Genomic DNA, 23,215 nt, shown 5'->3' with positions numbered 1-23,215 from the left:
ACCGCTTAAGCTTTCCTGTAAATGTTTAGGGAGCCTTGCTTTACCTACTAAGGGCTTTGCTAATTAGCTATGTAGCCTACTTTGCATGTGGTTACTGCTTAAGGTTTTATTTAATATCAGGTACTCTTGCTCTCTTATTTTGTTTTTATAGTGTTAGTTTTGTTTGTATGCCTGTAAGTAATACCTCCGTTCCGTTCGGCTCTATTTGTAAAAGTGATTTTTCTCCTGCTTGGTGGGCCCGTAATCCAAATGTACAAACTATATTTCCTAGGTTCTTCCAAAAGCGAGCCAAAATAGAACATAAATATCAAAAGCTTACCCTGCCAGATGGGGATTTTATTAACTTGGTTTGGATGGGAGACGTTACTTCTTGCAGAGGCTTAGTTGTAATGTTTCATGGTTTAGAGGGCTCGATTAAATCCCACTACACTAATGACACAGCCGCCAGTTTAGTAGGCAAGGGCTTTGCTGTGGTATTGATGCATTTTCGTGGTTGTGGCGGCGAGATAAATCTCAAACCCACCGCTTATCACTCTGGTGAAACCGAGGATGCTTGGCATATTTTAAATTGGTTAGATGGGCAATATCCTAATTTACCCAAGGTTGCCGTAGGTTTTTCATTAGGGGCTAACATGCTGTTAAAGCTATTAGGAGAGCACCCGAATCAAAGCATTGTAAAAGCAGCGATGGCCGTGTCTGTTCCATTTATGTTAGACGAGTGTTCCGACAGCATTAACCAAGGGTTTTCTAAGGTCTATCAAGGGTATTTGCTAAAAAGTATGATTAATTATTTATTGGCAAAAAAGAAGGTTGTTGATTTTAACGGAGTGATTAACGTAAGCGACAAACAAATACAGAGCTTTAAAAGTTTCAAAGAGTTTGATGAAAATGTCACTGCCCCTTTACACGGTTTTAAAGATGCCGACGACTACTATAAAAAATGCAGTTGCAGGGACTTTTTGAAATTTATCGATACCCCAACTTTGATACTGCACGCAACAGATGACCCCTTCATGCACCCTGATATTGTACCGAGTGCAGCGTACTTATCGAGTAAGGTGTGCCTTGAGGTATCTGACCATGGTGGCCATGTGGGCTTTATGCAAGGCACTCCCTGGCAACCAAAAATTTGGATGCACCAAAGGATTGCTGAATTTTTTGCTACTTACTTACCCATTAACCACAGAGGATAATGATGATTATTCCAATTGCAGATGTAAAACAAGAAACATTGTTTAGCATTATTGAAAGCTTTGTGCTTAGAGAGGGGACTGAATACGGTGAAACAGACGTGTCACTTGATGACAAAGTACAGCAGGTTCATAACCAGCTAAAAACCGGTGAGGTGTTGTTGGTTTACTCTGAACTACATGAAACTGTGAACATCATCCCCAAGCAAAAGCTTGGGGAATTTGAGGCAGCAGAAGCCCAAGAGTCTAATGGGCCATAAACACTAGGTTAAAGTTAACCGGAACAGTTAGCCCAATTCCGTTTAACCCAGCTAGCTTTTGTAATACTTCAATACCCGGTGCTAAGCCATAGTCTTTAGCTGAGATTAAAATAGGCTTAGTGCTGGTGGCCACTATGCCGTTATCTGCTTTACGGGTAACTTGCACACTTACTTGTATCTCGTTGCTATGGCCAAATAAGCTTAATGTTGCCGGAAGGCTCACTAAGCTAGTTTCGCCTTTGGGCAAGTCTAATACAGCTTTTGGTAATTGCGCCGTTAGCACTGCTTTAGGGAACTTATCTACCATAAAGAGTTTTTCACGCATACGGGTATCACGAATTTCGATACCTGAATCAATGCTACTTAAATTAATATCAATGCTGAGTTTTCCATCGGCTCCAAACTCACCATCAAGCTTAGTAAATTGCTGCACTTCGCTTATATGTTGATTCTTGGTGGACACAAAACTTAAGCTCGACTTATCTTCATTTAGCATCCAATTGGCATTGGCACTACCACAAAGAAGACTTAGGCTGATAACGGCTGTAGATAAAATTTTAGATTTCATAAGTCTCTCATTTAGGTTGGTTATGGTTACCAAATTCTTGTTTGACTATATTTAGCCAATCAACACTTTGGTCTCCGGTAATAAAAAAATCTGGGTTAATTACACTGGTTCGTTCGTTGTAACTTAAAGGTTCAAAATCATGGGCTAATACCTTACCGCCTGCTTCGACTATTATGCATTGAGATGCCCCCGTATCCCATTCACCTGTTACCCCAAAGCGTAAAAACAAATCTGCTTTTCCTTCTGCAATAAAGCAGGCTTTTAACGAGCAACTACCAGCAGGAAGGGTTTGATAGGTTCTGCTATCACTTAAGCTAGATATAACTCTTTCTCTGGGTTGCCTACGGCTAATAGCAATAATAATCGGATCTTCATTTGGGGTATCTAGTTTGCGCACATGAATAGGCTTATGCTCTAACGGGCACTTTTTAAAGGCACCAAAGCCTTTTAAGGCTGAGTAAAGGGTTTCACCAGAAGGCCAGTAAATCACTCCCATAATAGGTACATTATTTTCTATTAAGGCAATGTTCACAGCAAAATCACCACTACGGGCAATAAACTCTTGCGTGCCATCTATAGGGTCAATTAGCCAGTAGCGAGTCCAAGCTTTTCTTTGCTCTAATGAGCCTAAGGCCGTTTCTTCAGACATAATCGGTATATCTGGTGTTTCACGTTGCAATATATCTAGAATGATTTCATTGGCTTTGTAATCAGCTGTGGTGACAGGAGAGTCATCGCCTTTTTGGTAACTAGTAAAATCGCCACTTTCATATATTTTAAGTACCACTTTACCGGCTTCTACTGCAGCCTGTTTAGCTATGTCTAGTAACTCATGTATATCTTGGTTGGGCATTACTGAGTTCGTCTCCATTTTTCTGCTAAAAACAACGCTGCGATACATCTTGCTTCATTAAAATCCTCTCGCGCCATTAAAGCATCCATCTCATGTATGGACCATTTGACCACTTCTAATGGCTCGGGTTCATCTCCTTTTAAACTTTCAGGATATAAGTTTTCAGCAATAAATATATGCATTTGAGCATCGAAAAAAGCGGTGGCTAAATTCATTTTTTGTTGATGGTGTAATAGCTTAGCCCCAAACCCAACCTCTTCTTTTAGTTCGCGATTGGCGGCAACTTCGGGGAGTTCTCCTGGGTCAATTAAGCCTTTAGGAAAACCTAACTCATAGGTGTGAGTACCAGCGGCATACTCTCTTACAAGGAGAAATTCATGGTCATTAATGAAAGGCACTATCATGACAGCTCCACGACCACTGCCACACATTCTTTCAAATATTCGCGTTTGTCCATTCGAGAATTCAAGATCAAGTTGCTCAATTTTCATTAAAGAACTTTGAGCGACTATTTTTCGCTGATGGATTTTGGGCAGTGTTTTATTTTTGTCTATGTTGCTCATGTATAGTTTCAAGTAAAATGGCTAATTGCTTCATCACTAAGCAAATTTAGTATTTAAATATACCTGTTAACTAGAGGACTTACTACTTGTCAACGCTCCCTTGGAAAGAAATTAATACGGTTTTATTAGATATGGACGGTACTTTATTGGACCTACATTTCGATAATCATTTTTGGCTAGAATACGTTCCAATTAAGTTAGCCGCTAAACGAGGTATTTCTGTTCAAGACGCTAAAGGGTTTATGGCAACCGAATATGAAAAAGTGATGGGCACCCTAAGCTGGTATTGCTTAGATTATTGGGCTGAAAAATTAGACTTAGATATTATGGAAGCAAAGCGCGAAATTAATCATTTAATTAGTATGCGCGAAGATAGCATTCCCTTTATTGATGCTTTAAAAGCATCTGGCCGTGAGGTGATCTTAGTCACTAACGCACACCCCGATAGCTTATCTTTAAAAGTGGAACACACCCAGTTAGATGAGCATATTGACCAACTCATTTCGACCCACGAATTTGGTGTCACCAAAGAATCTCAGGCTTTATGGAAAAAGTTACAGGCTAGACTTGGGTTTAACCCCGGCACTACCTTATTTGTTGATGACAGCTTAGGGATTTTACAGGCCGCAAAAGACTTTGGTATCAAACACTTACTTGCAGTAAGTAACCCTGATAGTAAGCAGCCTACGCGAGACATTTCTGAATTCCCTGCGATACAGGATTACCGGTACTTACTAGAAGAAATCCGCCAGAATCAGATTTCTTCTTAGATTACTCCTAAAGATATACTCTGTTAGAGTTTAACAGGGTAGTAGCCATTTGAATCTGGCTTTCCAAAGAATGATGCCGCTTGATGCACTTCTTTAGGTAAGCTGGCATCGGGCTTAAAGCGGCCATTTACTTTAAATTTCATATTGGCCGGTAGCGTGACTTTAGCCGATAGCCCAAAGCTATTTGGCTCTTTCACATCTACAATCACGTTTTCATCTAAGCAGCTTAAGTCTGCATTAAAGTTACCTAAGTTAATCACATCTTGAGGACCGGTAAAGCTGGCATTTAGCCATTGCCCAGTACCCTCAATAACCTGACAACTTTTAGTGTAATCAAGGGCGTTAAGCTGTACCTTAAAACGGCCATTTGCTTCAACGGGTATGGGTAAAGGTAAGGCGCTAATCACAAACTCGGTGGGCACATAAGCCACTAAGTTATCGGCCTGAATGCGCTGGTTAGACACAGTAACCACACCATCAATAGATATTTGCTCTAAGTCTCGGATATTACCTGCACTTATTACTGCCTCTGCCTTACCCAACAGCAAAGGTAAAAAAGACAAAGACCAATCGACATCATTTAGCGGAATACCTTTTACAACAACTTGTTGTAAATTCCCTTCCCAAATGGTGCCTGTAACACCACTTATTTTGATGTCTTTACCTAAATCAACCCGAGAGATAACCTGCACTGCGGGTAGTTTTGCAACTAAAAAAATGCCATACACAAGTAAAGCCAACAGGCTCCATTTCAATACTAACTTCATGATTTTCCTAGTTTTAAACGGCGAATTTTAACCTGACCTGGTAAGTCTGATTCTGCAATATCAATATCTAGAATAATAATTCCCATTTTTTCTAGGCTCTGCAACCAGCTCAATACATCATTAAATGGAGCTTGATCCACCCATACTTGAATTTCATTACTTTGCGGTTGCATTCGGGATATAACGATTTTCATGCGGTTGGCTGCTTGGTTAACCGCTTGAGGTAACGAGCCTGAAAACCCGCTAGTGCGGCCAGAGCTACTACGCAATTGAACCGCTCTATTGGCATTTTTTTGAACCCAAGCTAAAAGACTTTTTTGACTAGTAACCGCTGCTTGCCCTTTTGCAATCGAGGTATTCAAAGGAGACCAAATACCCCAATAAAATATTGCTACCAATACAAAAACCGCCGAGATTAATACTAATCGTTTTTCCCGCTCATTTAATTGTTGATAGATGCTTTTGATTTTTTCCATTGCCTTTAGCTCCTCACCGATAAGGTACCAACAACTTGGTCACCTTTTTGATTAATCGCCCCTTGTTCAACTTCAAAACCTTGGGCTTCAGCTTGGCGTTTAAATTTGTCTAATGCGTCAAAATTAGCCGCAATAACTTGAATACGAATTTCGGCTCTTTTGCTGTCAAAGCGCATGGTTTGTGGCTTAACTTTAGACTCTCCAAAGGCTGACTCTAATTGACTAAGCATCACTAGCATAGAAGCTCCACCACCGCCTTGCTCTAAACTTTGCATTTGACGGGTCATGGTACGTCTTAAGTCACGATACGCACCTGAATTTGGAAAAGCGCTTTTGTAGGCTTTATCAGTTTGCTCTTTTAAACTCGCCAACTCTTTGGAAATTCTTTGTTGCTCAATACTTTTATCAATCAAGGTGGTACTTAAGGCAATAACGGCCAATACGGCAGCCACTCGCCATTTTTTCCACGCCCCTGAGGTTTTGTTGTTTACTTTGAACTCACCTTGTAACAAATTGAATTTGCTACTTTTAGCGCCACTAGCCAAAACTTTCATGGCTAATTCTAACGGCTGACTTATGATCTCTAAATTGTCTATTTCTGATAAGTCTACACCTGAGTAATCGCTTATCTTTAAAGGGGTTTCATTACGTTTGGCTTGATGTGCAATTGCCTGCTTTAACCAAGCCAGTTCACCTTGTAGCCCCGCCCAATCGTCTTGGCGGATCAAAAGCTGCTCGCCTAGTTGTAAAACAGACCATGCTTCTTCATTTTCTCTGGGTAAGGCTAAAATATCTGGCAGCATTTGCTCGCAGCTTAGGCCGGCTTCTTTAATAACCTCTAACCAAGCTGTCATGGTACTTTTTTGTAAAATTGCTACCGCCTGACGATTGTCTAGCTTTGGGCCCAGTGCAAAAAATTGATCGTTGATATCACCACTTATGTCTTCTTCTAACATAAATGGGATGGCAGAAATGGCCTTACGACCAGCTTTAGCAGGTAATGTTACCCACTTTAATAAAATGTCACTGGTAGGCACTAATGCACATATTGGCCTGCCACCAGCCCTGTCAGCTAGTGTGGCTAAGTGTTCTGCCGAGGGTAACTCACCAGACGCTATAATTTCATTTTGTTGGCTGGACCACACAAGCCAATGAACTGGCTCTTGTGAGCTGGCGCCTAAACGCACCACTAACTGTTCCATTTGGTTATATTACCTTTTGAATTATTTGTTAGTTTAACAATGTGGAAATCAAATTATATACTCAAACCAATACTATCTCGCGCACTTTGTAGCGGCTTGGATATACAATCTAAAACCCGTTAAATTCTCTGCTGACAACGCTTACGCTGTTATCTTCATTTATTTTTAAGACACTTTGCATCGCAAAAGTTGCGTCATTATATTTGGTTCTGATGTCGAGCATAAAATACGAAGTTGTGACATCAAACCACTTCTCTTGTTCATCACTTAAAGACAAAGCTGTAATACTTGGCTCTGCTAAAAAGTCTGTGACTTCTTGAAAACCTTCTGGGCCTCTATTAGATAAAACAGACTGAGCGTCTGCCAAGCTTAATCCTGTTGCTGCTGCTATTACTGCGGCATTTTCTTCGGTCACTGTATTCACATTGATAACAAATAGACTATCGCTTGGAATAACGCACACCAGCTCAAATAACTTCTCTAGCCACTTTACTTCCATGCCATGGATTAGCCGCAGCTCAGATTTGTGAGCCAAAAAGTTATTGGCTGGCAAATAAGGAAATTGCAAACTCTCATATTCACCATCTTCTGCCCCTAACTGTGATGATTGGTCATCGTCGTCTAGCCAATCAACTAAGGAGTCACGGACAGTCTCAACGTTATATGTGGGAATATCCCCATCTACTAACTCTAGTAATCTTTGAAAGGCTACCACTCTGTCTGGCAAGGCCGTACTTGAGTTACCTTGTACTGTAGCGTCTGTGGTTTGGTCGCTATCACTATCGGAACTATTATTTGATGTACCACCGGGATCCCTAAGTGCGTTTAAATTAAAACAACTCTGTAAGTCCACCAACTTAGCTTCAATTCCACCGCCATCAATAGGAAACACAAAGTCTTGATTCCATGCTTGGTCTAAATAAATCAGATCTCTGTCTTGTTCAGCCAAGTCTTTAATGGATTTACGTGCATATTGCTCTGCACTCATGGCATACCAATAGGCTTGATTATTGTCTTTAATATTCGATGAACGTTTAATTTGTAATTGTAATCTGGAGCCCATTTCTGTGGCCAATACACTTACAATGGCCACTATCATAAGCACAATAATCAGTGCCACGCCTTTTTGTTTTGGGTATCGGTTAGTCATTATTCAGCACCCACCACCAAAAATTCTCGGCGTATTTCACCAAAGGTTTTACTGGTGATTGTTACCGACACTGCCAGAGGTAAGGTCTCACTGGAATATATCTCTTCCCAATCTTCTGGCTCTTCTAGTTTCTGATCATCTGTTAAAAAGCTAACTTGGAAGTCTTCGATATCAGATAACAGCACCCTGACTTTGGGTTCATAACCAATAACGTTATCTACGTAATTACTGTAAACCCTTTGTAATTCATTGTCTTGTAAACGATAACCTACACTTTGCAACGTACTACGAGGCAGTATCATTTGAGGGTTGTGCCAACCAGACCTAACAAACGCCAGCCCACCAGCTTCACTAGCTAACACATCTTCACCGCCAGATACAACCACACTGCTTGCTTCACCATTTACCCGCACTGAGCGCTGCGACATTTGCATAATATCTCGCTCTATGGTGAGCATAGCTCGTTGTAATTCTTCAAGTTTTGCGAATCTTTCTGTGGATAGCTGATCGCTATCAATTACAGAATTTAAAACACCTGTGCTTGCGACTCCAATTAACGCAAATATGGCGATAGCAACCAGTATCTCTATTAGAGTAAAACCTTTTGAGGCGTTATAGTTGGCGTTATACATGGTTAATCTTGTTTCGCTATAAAGGTAATAGCAGAAGTCACCACGCCATTGTATTCTGGGTCTAAGCCTACAAATACTTCCACTTGAACCATCTCAGAGTCACTGGTTTTCTCTACGGTTTGTTGCCAATACCAAGTGCGGCCAGCCATATCTTGAGAGCCTTTTTTGTTATTTTTCACAGGCCAAGTAGTGTCAATGTGCAGTTGCGATAATCTGTTGTTGGCCACCCAGGTAGCAAAGGTTATATCTTCAATTTGGGCAACACTATTTAAATGCTCGCTTGCTGCTTTCATTATGGTGGTTGCTGTTAAAGCAAAAATTAATAACGCCACCATAACTTCAAGTAGTGTCATGCCTTTAGAGCTATGTTTATAGCTCATCTAAGGGGCCTTCCATTTCAATGGGGCTGGTATCTTGGCCGTTTAATCTGAAATAAACAGGCTCGGCATTCCCAAAGTCAGCTTCGTAAATTAATGACAAGGAGAAAGGGGTGATTTCGCCACTTGAGAAAATAAACACTTGAGGTGGTTCGGGCTTTTTATCTTCTTCGTTACCTATTTCGGTGCCATCTTCAGAAAGTGAGAAGTCTTCTTCAAATAGCTCATCGTTACTAAATAAACTACTGCTGGTATCCCAAGGTAAATCGGTCAAAGACAATTCTAAAGAAAACTCTTCAGGCAGAATGTGATCACCTAAAGCTCTGTCTTCTTCAATTTTTTGCCAAGTTTGCTCTTGGTCTAAATACATAAAATAATATGTATTTTCGTCTTCTTCTACTCTTAGCCCTAACTGTCTTTGGTTAAGGACAGCAAAGTCTGCTGCCATGTTAAAGACAACCTGCAACCGCTGAGCTTGCTTTTTGAGCCTATCCTGAGCACTCTCACCAGAATAATTAAGAACAACCGCCCCTACTGCTAGCCCCATGATGAGCAATACCAGCATTACCTCGATTAAGGTAAAGCCAGTTTGCTTTTGTTTATGTACAGGGGGCTTAAACATATAGGGGCAAACTCAAACTGACTAATTTAAATAATCGTTTAGGTTCCAGTTACCAATATCATCTTCTGTGCCTGGTTCACCGTCTGGGCCGTTTGAGAAAATATCAAACTGTCCTAGTTCACCTGGGCTTAATAACTGGTAAGGATTACCCCAAGGATCGTTAGGTAAACGTGTGATGTATCCATTAGCTCGGTAATTACGAGGAATAGGATCAATAGTTGGCTCGCTAACTAGGGCTTCTAAGCCTTGTTCGGTAGTAGGAAATACGTTATTGCTTAACTTATATTGGGTAAGGGCATTCTCTAAACTTTGAATATCAATAGCTGCGGTTTTAATTTGTGCTTCTTCTTGATTTCCTAGAATTTGCGGAGCAATCATACCCGCCATAATGCCAATAATTAGCAGTACCACCATAACTTCAATTAAGGTGAAACCCTGGGTTTTACGGGATGCAATAAGTGTTAAGTGTTGTTTCATTAGATATTTACCATTGAATTTAAAGCCATAATTGGTTGTAAAATTGCGATTACGATCAGCAAAACCACCACTGCCATAGTCACAATCAGGATAGGTTCAAATACTTTGAGTGATACACTCACTAAAGATTCAAATTGTCTGTCTTGGTTATCAGCAGCCCTACCCAACATTTGTTGTAGTTCGCCACTGCGCTCACCGGATGCAATCATATGCATCATCATAGGAGGAAACATTTTTGTTTGCTCTAAAGATGCCCGTAAACTGGAGCCTTCTTTTACATGGCCTGCGGCCTCTTTAATAGACTCTTTTATGTGTAAGTTTTCTAACACATCCCCTGCTATTCGCATACTTTCAAGTAAAGGAACGGCACTTGAAGACAAAATACTCAAGGTTCGTGCAAATCGTGCGGTATTCAAGCCTTTGGATATCTTACCTAGCATGGGCATGGATAAAATAAAGGTGTGATAGCGCATTTTCATGGCAGGTTGCTGCAATACTCTATTAACTATGACTATCAGTAGTACCAGAGCGATGAACACAAAAATGCCATAGGCTTGTAAAAAGTCACTCACCGTAATCAGAGCTTGAGTGATAGCTGGCAAATCTTGCCCCATATGCTGAAACTGCCCAACAATTTTAGGTACAACTTGCGTGAGTAATAACAATACAATTGCAAAAGCGAAAAACAGCATAATGCAGGGATACACCATAGCTTGAGTGATTTGGCTTTTGGTTTGCTGGCGCTTTTCTGTGTAATCGGCTAAACGATTTAACACAGTGTCTAAGTGTCCTGACTTTTCTCCGGCGGCAACCATGGCTCTGAATAAGTCATCAAAAACATGGGGGAATTCAGCCATAGCATCGGCAAGGGTATGACCTTCAACTACCTTACTGCGAACCGCCATCATCATATTTTTTTGACGGGGCTTTTCACATTGCTCGGCAACCGCTAACAAGGCTTCTTCAATGGGAAGTGCTGACTCCACCAAAGTAGAAAGTTGCCTGGTAAGCAAAGACAAATCAGAAGCTGAAATGGTGTTTTTAAATAAGGTAAACCCCTGTTGAGATTTACGCTCTTTTTCAGCCACTTGGTCAACCTGCATGGGGATGAGTCCCTTTTCACGCAATAGCTGCCTTATCTGCCTAGGATTGTCACCTTCTAGAACCCCACTTTTAGTTTTGCCACTTTTTTCCATGGCTTGGTATGCATAAGCGGCCATTTAGTCTTCCCTAGTCACGCGCAGTACTTCTTCGAGTGATGTAAACCCTTGTAAAACCTTACTGCAACCATCATCACGAATACTAGGCGTTGACTGACGTATGTATCTTTCAATGGCCTGTTCGCCTTTACCGCTGTGCATAAGCTCACGAATACCTTCGTCAACTATGAGCAATTCATGGATACCTGTTCGGCCACGATAACCCGTTTGATTACAAGCAGCACAGCCTTTCGGAGAATACACATTAGGCGCTTCTGCAGCTGAGCTTACCCCTAAAATTTTGCATTCTTGCTCGTTAGGCACATGGCTTACTTTACAGTCTGGGCATAAGGTTCTGACAAGTCGTTGCGATAACACCGCTAACAAACTTGATGAAAGCAAAAAGGCTTCAATTCCCATATCTTCAAGACGGGTAATAGCCCCAGCCGCTGTGTTGGTATGCAAGGTAGACATCACTAAGTGACCGGTCAAACTCGCTTGCACACTAATCTGCGCGGTTTCTAAGTCACGTATTTCCCCAACCATTACAACATCAGGGTCTTGCCTTAGAATAGCTCGCAGGCCACGAGCAAAGGTCATATCTACTTTGGCGTTAACTTGAGTTTGCCCTATGCCTTGTAAGTCGAATTCGATTGGGTCTTCCACTGTAAGAATGTTTCTGTCTTTAGAATTAATCTCACTTAAGCCGGCATACAAGGTGGTGGATTTACCAGAGCCTGTTGGGCCCGTAACCAAAATAATGCCATGGGGTTTGCGCACTAAACTAGAAAAGTAATCTCGGTTTGTCTTGGTCATTCCCAAGTCTTCGAGGTTTAGCCTAACATTGTTTTTATCAAGTAAACGCAGTACCACCCTTTCGCCATGGCTCGATGGCATAGTTGATACCCTAACGTCTACTGCTCTACCTGCAATCCGTAAGGTAATACGACCATCTTGTGGAACCCGTTTCTCTGCAATGTCCATTTTAGACATAACCTTAATACGAGAAACCAACATAGACGCCATTTTACGGTTCGGCCTGAGTATTTCTCTTAGTACACCGTCAACTCTAAAGCGTACTAATAATTGGGTTTCAAAGGTTTCGATGTGAATATCAGAAGCGCCCTCTTTGATGGCTTCACCTAACATGGCATTAATCAACTTAATGATAGGCGCATCATCTTCACTTTCGAGTAAGTCTTCTGTGTCTGGCAACTCGTCAGCTAGGCTGAATAAGTCTGTTTCGTTACCAATGTCTTCCATCAACTGCTTGGCTGCAGAGGAGTCACGCTGAAACGCATTAGTTAGTAAAGACTCAAACCGGTCAACTTCAATCTCTTTAAGGCGAAATTCGGCCCCTAAAAAACGTCTGACTTCAGCAAATACATGAAACTCAGTATCTAGGGTGTGATACAAGATAGCCGGTGTTTCGCCAGTATCTAGCAACACTTGATGTCTTTTCGCAAAACTAAACGCCAGTTGCTTATGCTCTGGATCATCGATAGGTGCATCAAGATCAGCACCAGATTCTATCAATGATTGCTCTTCTGCTTCTAAGGCACTTAAACCTAAAGACTCATCCACATCAGGCATAACTATTGGTCTTCCTTATCTAACTCTTTGTTTTCAATATAATCATTGAATGAAGGAGGCAAGGCTAATGAATCATCCCACTCTGGTAATTTTGGCGCTTCACTGAAAGGCATTAATGGAATGCCATCTGCTTGGTGCTCAAGTTGTTGTGCACGTATATATTGATATTTTTTCTGACTAATTTCGTTCATGGTCACGCCATCACGTATAATAGTAGGACGAATGAATACCATAAGGTTACGTTTGTTCTTACTTGTAGTCGTTGATTTAAACAAATGTCCAATAATGGGAATGTCACCTAAAAGCGGCACCTTAGACACACTTTCTTGCACATCTTCATCTATTAAACCGCCTAAAACAATCACGCCACCATCATCAACAATAACCGAGGTTTTGATTTCACGTTTATTGGTAATAATATCGACACTTGTGGCACCACTTAAGCTTGATACTTCTTGTTCAATCAAAAGCTGTACCGCATCACCTTCATTAATTTGAGGGGTAACTTTAAGCTTAATCCCCACCTCTTGACGCTCAATTGATTGAAATGGGTTGGAGTTATTTGTGCCTGTTGTAGAGCCTGTAATAATAGGAACTTCTTGACCAACTATAAAGAAAGCTTCTTCGTTATCCATAGTGGTTAGGTGAGGCGTCGCTAGGATATTGGCGTTAGTATCAGTACTTACCGCTTGTAATACGGCACCCCAACCATCAAATACACCGCCAACTAAAAAGCCACTAACACTACTTAACAAAGAAGCCAATGTGGTGAAATCACCTTCTTCGGTTGTATCAAATGAGTACGGGTCACCATCATCATCAAAACCAACAGTTGTGGTTGTAGACTCTTCTGCCTCTTCTACACCAACAGCTAATGAGCCAATACCCACTACACCATTAGAAAACTGAGTTCCGCCGTAATCTTCACTAGCCCATTGCACCCCTAGTGTAGCGCCGTCACCTTCAAATACTTCTACAATTATGGCTTCTACTTGTACTTGCGCTCTGCGCACGTCTAATTTACGAATCACGTCTTCAAGGGAGCGCATCATGTCTGGCTCAGCTGTTATCACTAAGGCATTAGAATCTTCGTGAGAGTCTATGCTGACTTCACGGTTATTAGTTGTTTTCCCCTTTGCTGCAGCCCCTTGTCCTTCGGCTTGAATGCTAGCACTTACCCCTTGTAATACTTTAACTAGCTCTTCAGATTTAGCGTAATTTAAAAATATAACTCGGGTGTTACCGCTGGTTTCTAACTCTTGATCCATGCGCTCAATCAAGTTAACGATACGCTGGCGAGCTTTAACATCACCGCTGACAATAATGCTGTTAGTTCTGTCATCAGCCACCACTCTAGGATCAGATTTTCCTGAAGTGTTTGCCTTACTTTGTGATTTGTTAATACTTTCAATAATACGCACCATCTCAGTGGCTGATGCATATTTTAATTTAACAATTTCAACTTCTTCATCACCGGCTTGGTCAACACGCTCAATGATTTCTACCAAACGATTCACTACCGCAGCTCGCCCTGTCAACATCATCACGTTTGATGCATCGTGACTGACTACATTTCCGCCTCCGGCTGTATCATTCAACTGGCGTAGTAAAGGCGCAAGCTCGCGAACAGGCACGTTATACACAGGCATAACACGGGTGATCATTTCATCACCGTCGTACGGACTCCCTTCCACAACCGGAATATTAGAAGCTTTGGCATCTTTTGAACGAATAACTTTAATCACACCGCTGGGCATAGATACCGCTGAATAGCCATATACTTGTAGTACGTTTAAAAAGAACTGATAGTACTGCTCTTCGTTAAGTAAGTCGTAACTACGTACTGTGATTTTTCCTCGAACATTTGGGTCGACAATAATGGTTTTTTGCAGGTTTTTACCCACGATATTAATGAATTCGCCAATATCTGTATTCTTAAAATTTGGAGAGTAATCGGCGGCAGCCACTAAGCTAGACACTGCATACATAGCACCGCCGATAATAGCGAGTAATGCTTTTGATGCAGCTAAGCGTTGGCGTTTAATAGACTTCATGTTTATTGTTCCTCTTCCCGTTCGGGTAAATCAAGGTATATGGTAATTAATTCATCTTCACGTTGTACTGTCATTTGTAAAGACTCTACTTCTCTTAATAAATTCATTGCTTCTAGGCCTTGCTGAATATCTGTTAGGTCTAAGCCATTGATATCTGTGACAACATCACCCGATTTTAATCCCACTTCTTTAAACAAAGATGAGTTTTTACCAGGGCTAACACGGTATCCGGTTAACTCTCCGTTCTCTCTATTTGGTGCTACAGCGATATAATCAGTAAAGCTTGCAGGCTTTTGCTGTAATTCTCTTCTGGCGTCTAAGGCATCTGATGAAAGTGTACGGCGACGGTTTGAGTCTTCTCTGGGACTGGTTTGCCGTGAAGGTTTAGAGACTTGGCTACTAGACTTTTTATTATAATCCACCCCATCTAACATTAGGGTCTCATTTACCCCATTGTTACTAATAATGACTCTATCGACATGAACTTCTTCTAAGGTGGCATTAGTGCCCTCTATCTCATCATTCACACCATAGGTTTGTTGCTGATTACGGTTTTCTATGATGGCTGCACCGAGGCCTTCTTCTGTGCTTGTTACAACACCAGTTAAGGTTAATTTCAAACGGGTAACGGGGGCATCCGTCACCTTTTCTTTTACAACAACTGGCTTGGCAGTCAAATCTCCAAACAAATTCAATCTTTTAATGGCAGCTAAGTTAAGCGTTTGCCTAGCGCTAGCACCCGTTGTTTTTTTAGGGGTAGAAACACTCTGACTGGCGGTTTGTTCAGGATATGGCCATAAGCGCCAGGTTAACTCAGCAGCATATGCCAGCAGAAAAATACTCAATAGTACTACCACCACAAAGTTAATCTTGTGTTGATTTTTGACTAATTGGAGCCATATTTGATTAGCGTTAAAATTTGCGACTGTCATTGTCTCTCGGTGGGACGGATTAAAATGTCTAAAAATGCTTGCTAGACTATCGGTCAAGCAAATAAGCCCTAATAATAGCGAGTAGGGGCGAGTGCTACAACACTAATCCCTAATCGTTACAAAAAAACGACAAATTCATCATGAAAAAAAATATTGATATCCCTACAAGCGTTCGTTTAGACAAATGGTTATGGGCCGCCCGTTTTTTCAAAACGCGCGCGCTAGCTAGAGATGCTGTGCAATCCGGTAAAGTACATTACAATGGGCAACGCAGTAAACCTAGTAAAATGGTAGAGCTAGGAGCTGCAATAAAAGTTCCCCAAGGGTTCGATTTTAAAGATGTAGTGGTGCTAGAAATAAAAGAGCAGCGCCAAGGAGCGCCAGCTGCACAACTTATGTACCAAGAGACAGAAGAAAGTGAAAAGCTACGTGCAAGTAACGCTGAAGCGCGTAAACTTAGCGCCTTTCATAGTCCTAAGCCTTTGCATCGGCCTGATAAAAAGCAGCGGCGTCAAATCATCCAATTTAAGCAACAGTAAAATTCAAGGTATATATACATGGCATTTGATCAACTTCATCGTTATTTATTTAATCAAGGGAATGTCAGAGGAGAGCTAGTGCGTTTACAAGCTAGCTATCAAGAAATCTTAAGCTCTTACCCCTACCCACCCGTCATCCAAAAACTCCTTGGCGAGCTTATGGTGGCCACGAGTTTGCTCACTGCTACTCTAAAATTTAAGGGCGATATTGCCATTCAAATCCAAGGGGAAGGGCCATTAAGTTACGCTGTTATAAACGGAACCGACAAACAACAAATGCGCGGTGTAGCAAGGTGGGATGAAACGCTAACAGACTTACCTGAAGAATTTTCGGCACTGCTAAAAAAAGGGGTTTTAGTGATCACCATTACCCCAGAAAAAGGTGAGCGTTATCAAGGCATGGTATCTTTAGACAAACCAACATTAGCTGAATGTATCGAAGGATATTTTGAACAATCCGAGCAGTTGGCTACTAAGGTTATTTTACGAACCCAGCTTGATGATGGCGCGCCGAAGGCATGTGGCATGTTTCTTCAAATACTTCCCACCAGCAGTGCTGCAACAAACCAAGCCGACACTGACTTTGGGCATTTAAGCACCTTAACTGAAACCATTAAAGATGAAGAGTTATTTGGGTTATCGGCCGAAGAAATTTTACATCGCCTATACCATCAAGAAGACGTTGAGCTCTTTGAGCCTAAAAGCGTAGTGTTCAAATGCAGTTGTAGTAAAGAGCGCAGTGCTCAAGCATTGGCCAGCGTTAGTAAAGAAGAGCTGTTAGATATCATAGATAAAGACGGTGATATTAAAATGAATTGCCAATATTGCCACACAGAATATAGTTTTGACGGTATTGATGTGGAGAGTATTCACGCTGGTACTTATAACCTACAAGCAGCGGAATAAAAATAATTGCTGGATAAAACCCGGCACCAGTGGTGCTGGGTTGCCTCGTTAACTTTGTAATTACAGTTTTGCCTGATTGGTGAGAATACCATTTAAAAAGATATCTACCGCCTGCTCTACCTGTCCATTGATTTGCTGTTCACTAGGCACAAAACTGGCGTCTAATAGACAATGAAGGTGCAGTGGCCCTTTTACCATTCCCAGCAGAAGCTGACTTGCTTCGAGTGAATTATTTATGTTTATCACACCCGCCTCATGCAATCGACTAAGATAAATAGCTAATGGTTTGGTGCCCTTCACAATGGCATTTTGATAAATTTTATCTCCTAAATCTGGAATAAAAGGCAAAGTATTTAGCATTAACTTAAATAGCGCTAGCATGTCTGGTTGTAGCATTTTTTTCAAAAATGTTTGGCACACTTTTACTAAGGTATTTTTGGGATCTAAAACATCACCAAACTCTGAAAGAATCGACGCCATGTCATTGGTTTTTTGTTCTATAACCGCTTTAAATAAGCCTTCTTTGTTTCCAAATTCAGCATAAATAGTACGCCTTGAACCACCAGCCTGAGCGGTAAGCATGTGTAGTGAGGTGCCTGAATAGCCATGCTCTAAGAACAATGCTTCTGCTGCGGATAAAATAAGTCTGACGCGTTCGGACTTTGAAACATTTTTACTCATAGATAATTTATACTACTCAATTAAGGGTTCATCATAAAACTTTTTGACTTTGGTACTAACTAGTACCAAAATAGCCTCAAAATAAATGGTACTCAATAGTACCAAAACTTTATTACCTTTCATATCCGGAGCAAAATATGCGGTTTTTGACATTGTTGTCGTTCACTTTATTAGTAGCCTGCTCAAAGGCACCTGTTGATGACAAGCCTGTTATTCGTCCTATAGCTTGGACCAAAGTGGCACAACATGACTTTACGCAAATGCGCAGATTACCAGGGGTAGTAGAGCCCGTTGAAACAGCCAGTTTAAGCTTTTTAGTTAATGGAAAAGTTGAAAAGGTACGAGTTAAACTCGGTGAAAAAGTAACTGCGGGCCAGCAGTTAGCTAGTCTCGAACAGCAGAACTTTGCGCTAAATTACCAAAGCGCAGAGGCACAGTTGGCTCAAGCTGAGGCCACTTACACAGAAGCTAAAAATGAGTTCACTCGTTATTCTGAGCTGGTTGATAAAGGCCTGGTTTCCCGTTCAGGCTTTGATACAGCAAAATCAAAGTATGAATCTTCACAAAGTGCTCGCAATGTGGCTAAAACCCAATTAGATATTGCCCGTAAAAACTCAGAAGACAGCATACTGCTAGCACCTTACGCTGGCGTCATAACCAAGCGCATGGTAGAGCCATCACAGCAGGTATCAGTAGGCCAAGCTGTTTTCGAAATTGAAGGTGAAGATGGGTTAGAAGTACAAGTTACTGTGCCAGAAACAATTATTCAGCAGTTAACGACGGGGTTAATATTACCGGTACATTTTCCTGCTTTGCCAAACGTCAATTTACAAGGCGTGATAACCGAGGTTGGCGCAAGAGCTGAGTCTGCCAATGCTTTTCCGGTAACCCTAGTATTGCAGGACATCCCTGCAGAACTTAGGGCCGGAATGACTGCAGAAGTAGATGTAACTTTTAGTGGTATTGGTAGAACCGGCTATAAAGGCCAAACGGTGCAAATCCCAGTGTCTTCTATCTTAGCAGGCCAAGGCCAGCAGGCTTATGTGTTCGTATACGACCCTGATTTGCAGGTAGTGAATAAGCGCCAAGTGCAAACCGAAAACATTCTAGACAATAAAGTTTTTGTATCAGACGGATTAAAAGTGGGTGAAATCATTGCTACCGCAGGCGTAACATTTTTACGAGAAGGGCAATCGGTTAAGCTCCTAGAACAAAATCTGCAGATTTTTAACTAGGGCGAATCATGAACTTAACTAAATTAGCGTTTGAGTACCGCCGTACGGTACTAATGATAGTCACTATTTTGTTGATTAATGGTGTATTTGCTTATTTCACCTTACCCACCAAAGAAGACCCCACTATTACCATTCGTGAGGCAACAGTGACTACCCAGTTTCCAGGTATGTCACCAGAGCGTATCGAGCTGCTGATCACCAAAACCCTAGAAGAAGAAATACGCAAAATCCCCGAAGTTGAAAAACTGCGCTCAACCTCTTCTACTGGTTTATCTGTTATTCATGTAGAGATCCACGACCGCTACTTTAATCTCTCTTCTATTTGGCAAAATTTACGTAATAAGGTCAGTAGTGCCCAAACAAGCTTACCTGAGGGTACCTACACATCTGTTGTGAATGACGAGGTAGGAGACGTATCTGTTATTACCCTGGCGTTAACAGCCGATGGCTTTGAACACGGTGAAATGTTTGATGTGGCAAAACATATACGAGACAACCTATATAGTGTCTCCGGTACCAAAAAAATAGATCTTTATGGTGTCCAAGAAGAACGTATTTTTATTGAAGTATCCAATGCAAGACTCGCCCAATTAGGTATAGCGCCTCAAAGTTTAGTGAGTGAATTACAAAGCCAAAATATTATTAGCTCTGGCGGAGAAGTCGATACCGGTAAAAAGTCTTTTATCATTGAGCCCAGTGGTAACTTTGATTCATTAGATGAATTAGCAGATACCTACATCAAGCTTGCTGGTGTTGAGGAATATGTAGCATTAAAAGATATAGTTACTATCTCTCGCGGGTATATTGACCCACCAGACAAGCCTGCCTATTTTAACGGTCAGCAAGCTATCATGTTTGCTATTGCAATGTTGCCTGAGTACAACCTTCTTGAATACGCTCCAAGGCTGATGGATAAGGCCAATGAAATTCAAGGCACCTTACCCATTGGCTATCAAATAGATGTGGCGACGTACCAACCAGAACAAGTTCAAAAAACCGTTGATGGCGTATCTATTAACGTATTACAAACCTTAGCCATAGTTTTGGTGATTGTAATATTATTTTTAGGCATGCGAACCGGCCTGGTGGTTGGAACTATAGTGCCATTCGTAATGTTAACGACTTTGTCAATTATGCAATTTAGCGGCATAGATTTAGAGCGCATGAGTTTGGCTACGTTAATTATTTCCCTAGGTTTACTAGTAGATAACGGCATTGTTATAGCCGAAGATTTTAAAAGTCGCCTAGAGCAAGGAGAAGAGCGTTTCAAAGCCATGGTTCAAGGGGGTAAAGAGCTGGCGCTGCCTTTGTTAAGTTCATCTGCCACTACAGTATTGTTTTTCTTACCTTTGATGCTCGCAGAGCATGTAGCCGGAGAGTTTACCCGCTCTGTATCCCTAGTGATATTAATCACCTTGCTAGCCAGCTGGTTATTGGCGCTATGTGTAACCCCTATATTTTGTTATTACTTCATAAAACTTCCTAAAGATCATGATGTTAATCATAGCAATGACAGTAAAGCATATCAGAAATACGAACGCTTTTTAGCCACCTTATTAGCCAACAAAATAATGTTCTTTATTTCAATTATTTTAATTTTTGTACTGGCTATTTACGGCATGGGATTAACCGCTAAGCAGTTTTTCCCAGACTCTGACCGCACCCAAATATTGGTTTATGTGGATTTGCCTAACGGCACATCGGCTAGAGAAACCAACCGCCAGATGAAAGACATTATCCACACTCTAAATGACTCTGAGCGCTTTCCTTATATTCAAAGTCATCTGGCTTATGTGGGGTTTGGCGGCCCTAGGTTTGTGCTTTCCCTAAGCCCAGAAGATCCTGCAGACAACAAAGGCTTTATGGTTTTAAATATTGAGCCCGATAGCAATGCCGATGAGATTGTTGTCAGTCTAGATGAAGCCCTTGAAGCCCAATTTCCTAATATCTCGGCAAGGGTAACTAAGATGTTCCTTGGCCCATCAGACTCAAGCACCATTAAAATACAGGTGAAAGGCCCTGATAAAGATGTGATATACGCCAAAGCTCAAGAAGTAATGGATTTATTGTATGCGACCCCTAACACCAAGGATATTCGTAGTGATTGGGAAAACCGCATTACTAAAGTCGTTGTAAAAGTAGACCAACAAAGAGCTAGGCGCTCTGGAGTAACCTCATCGGATATCGCCAATTCACTGCAAAGTTACTTCTCTGGTGCTAGCGTCACTGAGTTTAGAGAAGGTGATGATATTATACCGGTGAAACTCAGAGCCAATGAAACCGAGCGCTCTAACTTAGATAGATTGCGCTCGCTAACTGTGTACTCCGAAAGTACTGGCAAGGCTGTACCTTTGTTTCAAGTGGCTTACCTAATACCTGAAAACCAATACTCTAAAATTCAGCGGGAAGATATGACCCGAACAGTGAGTATCGAAGCCAAAAATAGCCGCATGGCAGCAGAAGATCTCAAACGCATAGTCGATGAGCAAATTCAGCAGTTGGCACAGGATTTACCCACTAACCATTCAATTGAATATGACGGTGTAATTATAGAGTCAGTGGCTGCACAAAAGGCCCTCAGTGCCAGTATGCCCTTTGTGTTAGGCGTCATTTTTATACTCTTGGTTGCCCAATTTAACTCTTACAGACGAGCTTTTGTTATTGTATGTACTATGCCTTTATCTATTGTAGGCGCGGTAATAGGTTTGCTGGTGATGAACGCGCCATTTGGCTTTATGGTGACCTTAGGTATTTATAGTTTAGCTGGGATTATCATTAACAATGCGATTGTATTAATCGACCGTATAGATATTGAAAGGCAAGGTGGGGCTAGCGACTACCAAGCTATTTTAAGTGCAAGTAAGTCAAGGTTACGACCCATTATCATGACGACTATAACCACAGTAATGGGGCTATTACCTCTTATAATTGGCCATGACCCACTGTTTTACGGAATGGCTACAGTTATTGCATTTGGTTTAGCAGTTGGAACCGTGTTAACACTTGGCGCTGTGCCTGTGTTATACGCCACCTTTTTTAAGGTACATATACCCAAAAATAGCTAAGCTTGGTTGAATGCAGATTAATCTTAAAAAGTGGCACCTAAGCTAACCGTTAGCGCACTTTAATACTCAGAGGGCTTACTTACAAAGCTACAACATTAGAGTTACAGAAAGGAAGCTTGGTAATATAAAACAATAACTACCAAGCTTTTTAGCGCTACCTATAAATATTTAAATACCCTAGATAGCAGCAGGTTTGGCTAAATTTAGTTTGGATATTTTTGGTTAAGCGCTTCAACCAACTCTAACAAGTCCTTCACTAAATAATCCGGTTGTGGTGCTAGCGGATACAACTGCTTATTAGGGCGTGCAACAAAAGCGGTTTGTAAACCTGCTGATTTTGCTCCAGCTATATCCCAACCGTGGGCAGCAACCATAAGCACTTCTTCAGGCTTCACACCCATTTTTTCTAACGCCCACGCATAACTACGTAAATCAGGTTTATAAACTCCAATATCTTCAACACTTAAACGCTCAACAAAAAAGTCAGTTAATTTGGCATGGGCAAACTGCGCTTTAACGCCAGCATTCGAGCTATTGGTTAAGCTGATAATTTTGTACCCTGCAGCAGTTAATTGGGTTAAGCCTTCTCTAACATCTGGATGGGGAGGCAATGATAATAGAGGGGGTACAATTGCTTGCTTGGCTTGTTCGTCGCTAAGAGTTATACCATTGTTTTTAGCCACCATCTGTAATGCTGCTACACCTATCTTACCGAAGTCATGAAACTCCCCTCTAGCAGTATCAACTAGCGAGTAATGCAACATAGTTGAAAACCATAATGGCAATAAGCTATCGTCGTTGTTTAACGCTTTACCTACTGAAGTACGCATCGACTCTAGGTCGAGTAGGGTTTCATTTACATCAAAAATAATAAGCTTAGGTTTTTGTTGTGCCTGTACATTTGTCATAGTGGTTACCATTAATAGAGTTGCTAAAAATAGGCGTATACAAATTTTCATTTATGGTCCTGTAGTTGGTTTAAATCGATTGTTTGTCACGTTAAATGATAAATAAAACGCCACGGGCATTTTATTGTAAACGATCTCAGTATCTAGACCAGAAAACATTGGATAATGTTTCAATCATTTTGAGGCAAATTATAGT

At 41.3% G+C, this 23,215-nt stretch carries 24 protein-coding genes; 7 read left to right on the top strand and 17 right to left on the bottom strand.

The annotated features are described in order from the left end of the window. Nucleotides 1-167 precede the first annotated feature (167 nt). Both ACMUMK_RS14730 and ACMUMK_RS14725 read left to right on the top strand, forming a co-directional pair. Nucleotides 168-1,193, top strand: a complete 1,026-nt coding sequence (locus ACMUMK_RS14730) for a hydrolase (RefSeq protein ID WP_414701902.1) — start codon at nt 168-170, stop codon at nt 1,191-1,193. A gap of 2 nt (nt 1,194-1,195) precedes the next feature. Beyond that, nucleotides 1,196-1,450 carry a YheU family protein gene (locus ACMUMK_RS14725; protein ID WP_414702022.1) on the top strand — a complete coding sequence of 85 codons (255 nt, stop codon included), beginning with the start codon at nt 1,196-1,198 and terminating at the stop codon, nt 1,448-1,450. Here ACMUMK_RS14725 and ACMUMK_RS14720 read toward each other — a convergent pair. Genes ACMUMK_RS14720 through nudE form a run of 3 tightly spaced genes read right to left on the bottom strand, consistent with a single transcriptional unit; the run spans nt 1,437 to nt 3,434 of the window. Then, nucleotides 1,437-2,018 (bottom strand): YceI family protein, encoded by a 582-nt coding sequence (locus ACMUMK_RS14720; RefSeq protein WP_414701901.1) that lies wholly within the window; start codon nt 2,016-2,018, stop codon nt 1,437-1,439. The two genes, ACMUMK_RS14725 and ACMUMK_RS14720, sit on opposite strands and share 14 nt — an antisense overlap. Before the next feature lie 7 nt (nt 2,019-2,025). Next, entirely contained in the window at nt 2,026-2,889 is an 864-nt protein-coding gene (gene cysQ, locus ACMUMK_RS14715) for a 3'(2'),5'-bisphosphate nucleotidase CysQ (protein ID WP_414701900.1), read from the bottom strand. Further along, nucleotides 2,871-3,434 (bottom strand): ADP compounds hydrolase NudE, encoded by a 564-nt coding sequence (gene nudE, locus ACMUMK_RS14710; protein WP_414701899.1) that lies wholly within the window; start codon nt 3,432-3,434, stop codon nt 2,871-2,873. Before nudE ends, cysQ begins: the two co-directional genes overlap by 19 nt. A gap of 86 nt (nt 3,435-3,520) precedes the next feature. Here nudE and yrfG point away from each other — a divergent pair, with 86 nt between their 5' ends. Next, nucleotides 3,521-4,204 carry a GMP/IMP nucleotidase gene (gene yrfG / locus ACMUMK_RS14705; protein WP_414701898.1) on the top strand — a complete coding sequence of 228 codons (684 nt, stop codon included), beginning with the start codon at nt 3,521-3,523 and terminating at the stop codon, nt 4,202-4,204. A 23-nt stretch (nt 4,205-4,227) separates the two neighbouring features. On the opposite strand, the gene ACMUMK_RS14700 is transcribed toward yrfG, so the two are convergent. The 12 genes from ACMUMK_RS14700 to gspC all read right to left on the bottom strand — a co-directional run bounded on the left by ACMUMK_RS14700 (nt 4,228) and on the right by gspC (nt 15,685). Continuing rightward, nucleotides 4,228-4,971, bottom strand: coding sequence for a type II secretion system protein N (locus ACMUMK_RS14700; RefSeq protein ID WP_414701897.1), 744 nt, complete (start codon nt 4,969-4,971; stop codon nt 4,228-4,230). Continuing rightward, the gene (gene gspM / locus ACMUMK_RS14695; protein WP_414701896.1) at nt 4,968-5,447 is read right to left on the bottom strand and encodes a type II secretion system protein GspM; all 480 of its coding nucleotides are present in this window, start codon (nt 5,445-5,447) and stop codon (nt 4,968-4,970) included. The genes ACMUMK_RS14700 and gspM overlap by 4 nt, the downstream gene beginning before the upstream one ends. 5 nt (nt 5,448-5,452) lie before the next feature. Further along, complete coding sequence (gene gspL, locus ACMUMK_RS14690) at nt 5,453-6,649, bottom strand: type II secretion system protein GspL (RefSeq protein ID WP_414701895.1); 1,197 nt, start codon at nt 6,647-6,649, stop codon at nt 5,453-5,455. A 109-nt stretch (nt 6,650-6,758) separates the two neighbouring features. Next, nucleotides 6,759-7,799 (bottom strand): type II secretion system minor pseudopilin GspK, encoded by a 1,041-nt coding sequence (gene gspK / locus ACMUMK_RS14685; protein ID WP_414701894.1) that lies wholly within the window; start codon nt 7,797-7,799, stop codon nt 6,759-6,761. Then, complete coding sequence (gene gspJ, locus ACMUMK_RS14680; protein ID WP_414701893.1) at nt 7,799-8,431, bottom strand: type II secretion system minor pseudopilin GspJ; 633 nt, start codon at nt 8,429-8,431, stop codon at nt 7,799-7,801. Before gspJ ends, gspK begins: the two co-directional genes overlap by 1 nt. A gap of 2 nt (nt 8,432-8,433) precedes the next feature. Further along, on the bottom strand, nt 8,434-8,811 hold the full coding sequence (gene gspI, locus ACMUMK_RS14675) for a type II secretion system minor pseudopilin GspI (protein WP_414701892.1): 378 nt from the start codon (nt 8,809-8,811) through the stop codon (nt 8,434-8,436). Next, entirely contained in the window at nt 8,801-9,430 is a 630-nt protein-coding gene (gspH, locus tag ACMUMK_RS14670; RefSeq protein ID WP_414701891.1) for a type II secretion system minor pseudopilin GspH, read from the bottom strand. Before gspH ends, gspI begins: the two co-directional genes overlap by 11 nt. Before the next feature lie 21 nt (nt 9,431-9,451). After that, nucleotides 9,452-9,907, bottom strand: coding sequence for a type II secretion system major pseudopilin GspG (gene gspG, locus ACMUMK_RS14665; protein ID WP_414701890.1), 456 nt, complete (start codon nt 9,905-9,907; stop codon nt 9,452-9,454). Beyond that, the gene (gspF, locus tag ACMUMK_RS14660; RefSeq protein WP_414701889.1) at nt 9,907-11,127 is read right to left on the bottom strand and encodes a type II secretion system inner membrane protein GspF; all 1,221 of its coding nucleotides are present in this window, start codon (nt 11,125-11,127) and stop codon (nt 9,907-9,909) included. The genes gspG and gspF overlap by 1 nt, the downstream gene beginning before the upstream one ends. After that, nucleotides 11,128-12,699, bottom strand: a complete 1,572-nt coding sequence (gene gspE, locus ACMUMK_RS14655; RefSeq protein WP_414701888.1) for a type II secretion system ATPase GspE — start codon at nt 12,697-12,699, stop codon at nt 11,128-11,130. A 2-nt stretch (nt 12,700-12,701) separates the two neighbouring features. Continuing rightward, nucleotides 12,702-14,753, bottom strand: a complete 2,052-nt coding sequence (gene gspD, locus ACMUMK_RS14650; RefSeq protein WP_414701887.1) for a type II secretion system secretin GspD — start codon at nt 14,751-14,753, stop codon at nt 12,702-12,704. Between the two features lie 2 nt (nt 14,754-14,755). Next, on the bottom strand, nt 14,756-15,685 hold the full coding sequence (gspC, locus tag ACMUMK_RS14645; RefSeq protein ID WP_414701886.1) for a type II secretion system protein GspC: 930 nt from the start codon (nt 15,683-15,685) through the stop codon (nt 14,756-14,758). Nucleotides 15,686-15,825: 140 nt separating this feature from the next. Here gspC and hslR point away from each other — a divergent pair, with 140 nt between their 5' ends. Together hslR and hslO are read left to right on the top strand one after the other, a co-directional pair. Next, nucleotides 15,826-16,224, top strand: a complete 399-nt coding sequence (gene hslR / locus ACMUMK_RS14640) for a ribosome-associated heat shock protein Hsp15 (protein ID WP_414701885.1) — start codon at nt 15,826-15,828, stop codon at nt 16,222-16,224. 18 nt (nt 16,225-16,242) lie between these two features. Continuing rightward, nucleotides 16,243-17,130 (top strand): Hsp33 family molecular chaperone HslO, encoded by an 888-nt coding sequence (gene hslO / locus ACMUMK_RS14635; RefSeq protein WP_414701884.1) that lies wholly within the window; start codon nt 16,243-16,245, stop codon nt 17,128-17,130. Nucleotides 17,131-17,190: 60 nt separating this feature from the next. Here the strand turns inward: hslO and ACMUMK_RS14630 are convergent, their stop codons facing one another. Next, nucleotides 17,191-17,811, bottom strand: a complete 621-nt coding sequence (locus ACMUMK_RS14630; RefSeq protein ID WP_414701883.1) for a TetR/AcrR family transcriptional regulator — start codon at nt 17,809-17,811, stop codon at nt 17,191-17,193. 137 nt (nt 17,812-17,948) lie between these two features. Here ACMUMK_RS14630 and ACMUMK_RS14625 point away from each other — a divergent pair, with 137 nt between their 5' ends. Together ACMUMK_RS14625 and ACMUMK_RS14620 are read left to right on the top strand one after the other, a co-directional pair. Continuing rightward, a complete protein-coding gene (locus ACMUMK_RS14625; RefSeq protein WP_414701882.1) occupies nt 17,949-19,046 on the top strand; it encodes an efflux RND transporter periplasmic adaptor subunit in 1,098 nt (365 codons plus the stop codon). 8 nt (nt 19,047-19,054) lie between these two features. After that, complete coding sequence (locus tag ACMUMK_RS14620; protein ID WP_414701881.1) at nt 19,055-22,111, top strand: efflux RND transporter permease subunit; 3,057 nt, start codon at nt 19,055-19,057, stop codon at nt 22,109-22,111. 203 nt (nt 22,112-22,314) lie between these two features. On the opposite strand, the gene ACMUMK_RS14615 is transcribed toward ACMUMK_RS14620, so the two are convergent. Then, nucleotides 22,315-23,031 (bottom strand): haloacid dehalogenase type II, encoded by a 717-nt coding sequence (locus ACMUMK_RS14615; protein ID WP_414702021.1) that lies wholly within the window; start codon nt 23,029-23,031, stop codon nt 22,315-22,317. Between the last annotated feature and the right edge of the window lie 184 nt (nt 23,032-23,215).

The sequence above is a fragment of the Paraglaciecola sp. 2405UD69-4 genome (genome assembly GCF_047525415.1).
In the GTDB taxonomy this organism is placed as follows: domain Bacteria; phylum Pseudomonadota; class Gammaproteobacteria; order Enterobacterales; family Alteromonadaceae; genus Paraglaciecola.
This window is presented reverse-complemented; position numbering and strand designations above follow the sequence as displayed.